This is a genomic window from Nostoc sp. T09 (genome assembly GCF_002154695.1).
Taxonomy (GTDB): domain Bacteria; phylum Cyanobacteriota; class Cyanobacteriia; order Cyanobacteriales; family Nostocaceae; genus Aulosira.
Map to the genome: position 1 here is coordinate 1 of NZ_MTAV01000236.1, position 6,306 is coordinate 6,306.

At 45.9% G+C, this 6,306-nt stretch carries 1 protein-coding gene; it reads right to left on the reverse strand.

Annotated features, from left to right (window positions below; genetic code table 11):
• Window positions 1-274: 274 nt before the first annotated feature.
• A complete protein-coding gene (locus BV372_RS33200; RefSeq protein WP_086691538.1) occupies window positions 275-5,944 on the reverse strand; it encodes a PAS domain S-box protein in 5,670 nt (1,889 codons plus the stop codon).
• Window positions 5,945-6,306 lie beyond the last annotated feature (362 nt).

Genomic DNA, 6,306 nt, shown 5'->3' on the forward strand with positions numbered 1-6,306 from the left:
AAAAGGGGAAAGAAACTCAAAACCCTTTCCCTTTAACCTTTTCCCTTTCCCCCCTCTTGCCAAAATATATTTTTGCAAGAGGTCTATTGTGGAAGCAGGGGAACAGGGGAAGTAAGAAAAATAGAATCTGAATAAATTGCAATACAGTTCAGATAAACCTGTTTTTTCTCTCTCTGTTCCCCGTTCCCTGTTCCCTGTTCCCTTGCCTTCACAGAAGAATTTTCTTAACTGAACCGTATTGGAATAAATTGGACAATTGATTTTTTGGAGTTGCTTAACTGATCGCTTGAAGCAATTGAACAATTGCCTGCACTAACTCTTCTGGATCAACAGGCTTGGAGATATGCATCTGAAATCCAGCGGCTAAAGCTTGTTGCTGGTTGATTTCTCCTGCATAGGCAGTCAGCGCGATCGCCGGAATGTTTCCGCCTTGTTGAGGTGACCACTTTCTAATTTGCTGAATCAGGGAATAGCCATCCATTTCTGGCATCCCAATATCACACAGTAATAAATCGGGGACAGACTGATTTAATAAACTCAATGCCTGTAATGCTGATGCGGCTGTCTTAACTTGTGCGCCAGATTCCGTGAGGACGAATTCTGCTAACTCCCGCATATCTGCATCATCATCGACAACCAATATTTGAATCCCTGTTAGTTGTGTCACACTTTCTAAATGAGTGTCATTAAAAGATAGTTCTGGCTCGACAACGTTTAACGGTAGCCGGACAGTAAATGTTGCCCCTAAATTCTGTCCCGGACTATCTGCATGAACTGTTCCTCCATGCAGTTCGGTTAAATGGCGAACGATCGCCAATCCCAATCCTAGTCCGCCGAAGTGTCTGGTTGTCGTGCTATTTTCTTGCCGGAAGTATTCAAATACATAAGGTAAAAACTCTGGGCTGATGCCAATTCCTGTGTCTTTGACTTGAATCTGAGCATAGATACCAACCTGCTCTAGTTGCACCTCAACTCGTCCTCCAGATGGTGTGAACTTCACTGCATTGGAAATCAAGTTCCAAACAACCTGTTGGAGGCGGTTTGGATCGCCGGAAACGATGCTGGCGATTGGGTGGAAATTGGTCTGAATTTGGATATTCTTGGCTTCTGCTGCTAGCCTGACTGTTTCTGTGGCTGCTTCAATTGTGGCAGCTAAATTCACAGGAGCGACGTTTAAGGTCATTTTTCCTTGGAGGATGCGGGAGACATCCAATAAGTCCTCAATTAATTGCGCTTGCAGCTTGGCGTTGCGTTCGATTGTTTCTAAGGCTAGGTCGGTTTTTACCCGATCTAGGCGCTTACTTCGGAGCATTTTCGTCCAACCTAGAATCGGATTCAGGGGCGATCGCAATTCGTGGGATAACACTGCCAAAAATTCATCTTTAATGCGGTTAGCGGCTTCTGCTTTGGCGCGATCGCGTTGAGCTACCCGATACAATTGCGCATTGTCGATTGCTAAAGAAGCACGGCGAGCTAGTTCTTCTGCTAATTCCAAATTTCTCTGGTTGTATCGTTGCCCAGACGCGGCTGCAACAAAGGTAATTACACCGAGAATACGTGCTTGGGTTCTTAGTGGCACTGTCATTACAGATTTGAACCCAACTTGGCGTAAAATTTCTAAATGTTCTGGGTCACGGGCTGTTTGCAGCAGCAAGTGATCGGGAATATCTGGTATAATATCGGGCTGCCCAGTTCGCAAAGTCAATGCAGCACCCCGAGGGGAATCCGGGTCTAGAGGATATTTCTGCCTGATTTGATGTGCCCATTCCAGTTTGGCAGGATCGGTGTGAGCTACTGCAATCTGCTCAATCGAACCATCTTCTGCAACCATGTGGACTGTACACCAATCTGCTAACTCTGCTACTGCCAGTTGTGCTACTCCTTCCAAGGTGGTTTGATAATCAAGGGAAGAAGCCAGGACTGCACTCGCCTCCGCTAGAAAGCGTTGACTACGCTCTAAGCATACTTGCTCTGTCACGTCTAAGACATAGACTAAAACTTCTTTTACCTGATGATTTGAGTTTGTAGTTGGTAAATAGTAAACATTGTAGTAACCGGGGAAGCGATCGCTACGTCCGGGAACTTTTACAGCAAAGCTTGGTGAGATAAAGGGATTTCCTGTAGTGTAAATCTCGTGAAAGACTGCGACTAAATTGGGATCGCATTGATCAAAAAGTTGGGGAATTGAATACCCTAAGTGTTGTTCGCGAGTCAGTCCATTAATTTCGGCCAATGCTTCATTAATAGCAATATATCGCTGCTCGGCATCTAATAAACCAATTCCCACCGGAGAGGTTTCAAAAATCCTTGCTAGTTGACGCTGTGCAGTTTCTGCTTGATTCCGGGCAATGCGTTCTCTTTCTAGCAATTGTTCCCGTTCTTGTTCGGCTTGCTTGCGCTCTGTGATGTCAATAACAGCGCCGATTGAGTGTTTGGGATTTCCCTGAGAATCATAAGTAAATTTTCCTCTAACTTCTACCCAGTGAATCGAGCCATCCGACCAACGCAGACGATATTCGTGGTGATACTCTTTTTTCTCAGTGAGAGCTTGCTGAAATTTCGCCCTCGTTTCTAGTAAATCATCGGGATGCACCTGATTTGCCCAAACTTTATAACTGGGTTTACATCGATTCGATTCCAGACCTAGGATGGTGAAGTGTCCTTCTGACCAGAGGAGTGTGCGAGTCTGCATATCCCAGTTCCAGGTTCCCATGCGTCCAATCTTCAGCGCAACTTGCAGGTGAGCTTCACTTTCCCGCAGTGCCTCTTCGGCGCGCGATCGCTCTACAGCTAACCAAGTTTTTTGCGCAATTCGCTCCATGAGTACCACATCTTCGTCTGTCCAGTGGCGAGGAGAGATATGATGCAAGACAAATAGCGCCACAAATCGCCCTTCTTTCACCAAGGGAACACACAGCAGAGATTTTGTTTGAATGGCATCAAACGCAGCTGCTCCAGATCCCGCAGTTCGAGGATCGGTATCGACATCATCGACGACGATTGTTTTACCCTGCTTGAGTTGAGCAATAATTTCCGGGCCAAAGGAATCCAGCTGGTGACTACCAGCGACACTCATTACATTCTTGCAATAGTCGCGATCGACAATGACGTATTCCTGCGTAGAATCAATTTCACCATAAGTACAGCGAGTGACGTTGAGGTGTTGCCCTGTGGCACAAACTACCCGCCACATAATTTCCTGCGAGTTTTGAATGGCACGAATCGCATCATTCAATTCGATTAAAAATTGCTGCTGTTGCTCTTTGTGGTGAAGCTCTTCGAGTAGAGCTTCCACCTGTTGGCGTGCCCTTGCCTGTGCGGTTACTTCAATTCCATGTATGAGAATACTGTTGATCTCACCTTCGACATTTCTCAGCGGCAGAAAAGTGAGATTGAAAAATCCTTCGACTAACTTACCATCCACCTCCGCATCCCAGCGAGTCAAATACTCATCTCCGCGAATCACCTCTCCAGTTTGATAAACATGGTCATGAATCTCAAAAAATTCTTGGTCTTCCATGCCCGCAAAAGCTTCTCGCGCTGTTTTGCCAATGATGTCTTCGGAACGGCCAAAAATTTTCACAAAGGTGGAGTTAGCCAATTCAAAGATGTGATCGGGGCCTGATAAAACCGCAAACATTGCCGGAACCTGCATGAGAATTTCTCTCAGTCGCTGGCGTTCGTTTTCTGCTAACCGTCGGGCAGCTTGTTCTCGCTCTAACAGGCGATCGCGCTCTGCTTCAATTAGTTTACGCTCTGTGATATCAACTGAAACGCCAGTGATGCGGACTCCCCGCCCAGTTTCATTGAGATAAACTTGTCCTTGGCTATTGAGCCAGCGCACAGCACCGTTTGGCGCAATTACCCGATACTCCTGCTTGTAGGAAGGTTCTCCAGCGATCGCCATTTCCGCCGCTTGTATCACCCGTTGGCGATCGTCTGGATGAATTACAGCAAAAAAGTCTTCTGTTTTCCCTACTTGAATGCCCCAAATTTCTAACGCATTGGGCGAACACAGTACATGATGCGTAATTAAATCCATGTCCCAAGCGATCATTTGAGCAGACGACAGCGCCAGCTGTAAGCGATCTTCGGTTTGCTGCAAGTTTTCTTCAATCTGCTTGAGTCGAGTTACATCCTGAAACATACAAATGCCAATGGCAGGATGTCCATACATTGCTGGCAAGGTTTCGCCCCAGCAAAGTGTTGAGCGAATACCACCTAGTGTCTGCCAGTTGACTTGATAGTTTTGTACCCGTTCTCCCCGTGCTATCAACACCGCAGGCATTCTTTCTGTGGGAATGCGTTTGCCATTGGCATCGGTGCAGTAGTAGGTATCAGGATATTCCTCAAAAGATTTGTTTTTTGGGAAGTCGCCACCTGCAAGCTCGTTAGCAATTCGGTTGGAGAAGGTGATTTTCGCCGTTTCTGGTTCAATAAACAGCATTGGCGTTGGCATCAAATCCAGCACAGTTTGCAACCACTGCTGCTGGTTTTCTAATGCCTCGGCTTGCTGTCGCAGGACAGCTTCAGCCTGCTTGCGCTTGGTGACATCTTGAAAAACCACAACGGCTGCAACAATTTGATTTTGGTGATTGAGAATTGGTGCAGAATTTACATTAATAAAAATCTGGCTGCCATCACTTTGATGTAAATCTAATTCTTCGTTAGAAATCACTTCCCCCATCAAGAGCGATCGCACCAGCGGATACTCGTTAGCCGCATAGATCTGTCCATCAGCACCAAAGGTTGCAAATGGAGTAATAGATACATATTCCTCAAGCGCAAGTGATTGTTCATAATCGAACCTAACAATTTGTTTGGCTTGTTCATTCGCCAGCACCAACTTCCCAGATGCAGCATCAGCAATCAACACACCTGCTGGCATTTGTTGTAAAACGGCTTCAAAGCGGGCGCGTTCGGTTTCCAGTTCTTGCAGCAAGCGCTCTCTTTCAGCCTCAGCCTGCTTGCGTTCTGTGACATCACGAAAATAGACTGCTAGTCCCTGCGTAGACGGATAGGCATTGACTTCTAACCAACGCTGAACAGGCTCTCCAAATTCTTCCCAGGAAACAGGTATCTGTGCTGCTACTGCTCCATGCATTTCCTGGTATGCTAGCCCACCCACCAGTTCGGGAAAGACTTCGTTCCAAACGTGTTTTCCAATCAGTTCTTCTGGCGTTTTATGAAGAATTTGAGCAGCTGCCCGATTCACATAAGTGTAGTGCCAGTTACAATCAAAGGCAACAAAGGCATCCGTAATGCTTTCCAGAATCGTTGTTACCTGATGCTCAGTTTCTTGAGCAGTTAGGAGTTGGCAGGACTGTTGCTGGGCTTCTCTGGCTTCAGTTATATCCCGGCTGATGACTACAACTGATATTGGCGTTCCCTCTGCATCCAATTCTGGAACCAACCGAGCTTGATAGCAGCGTAGACCAAACGGGGTTTGAAATTCAAATTCAATTTCCTGTTCTTGAGCCGTTGCAAACACTTGGCGTAAATGTTCCCAAAACAGGTAAATTGGATCTGACATCAATTCAGACAGGGATTTACCCAGTAGAGCATCCCGTGAACATCCCAAAGCTGGCTCGACAGATCGGTTGGCATACAAGCAACGAATTTGCGAATCGAAGCGAGCGATCGCATCTGGAAGATTTTCCAGTAGGGTTACCAACTCCTGTTTTTGCTGCTGCAAAGCGGCGATCTCTTGCTGTTGCTCAATGATGCGTGCTTCCAAAAAAGTGTTTTCAGCATTGGCATCGAGATTTTGTTCGCTTCCCAAGCTGCGGGCAACCTGTTCAATTACTTCCGAACGAGAAATGCCTCGCTTTTGAGCCTCATCATCAAGCAATTGCCACGCTGTACTGGTAAGAGACAGGCTAACTCGTTGTTTCAGTTCTGAGTCCCAATTGCTAACAAACTTACCAGTGGCATCGCGCTTCATGAATTTTAATCCGTATGCATACACGGCCTTTTCTATTGAATCTGAGTCGCTCCCTCATTAGGATCTTCCTTAGGAGTGAAATTATCAAATTTGAGTAGATCGGCGATCGCCCGGAAGCAGAAAACTTTCGCATTTCCTGCTTCCTACCTTACTGACACTTAAGGTGATTTTTGAAAAAGAAATTACCAGCTAAAGTGGTTGAATAAATACATCCCATTTGGGTAAAAGTGGATTTCGCTGTAATCTAGACTCGACTGGCTTCATGGCTTTTTTAGTTAAGGAAATTCCTTTTTGGTAAATAGCCCTCTTCTGTCACTTTCCGAGTATTCTGAATAAAAGGAATAAAAGAAAAAGCTCTGGAA

Coding starts and splice junctions, on each gene's coding strand:
- BV372_RS33200 (WP_086691538.1), bottom strand. CDS start 5,944: ATGAAGCGCGATGCCACTGGTAAGTTTGTTAGCAATTGGGACTCAGAA.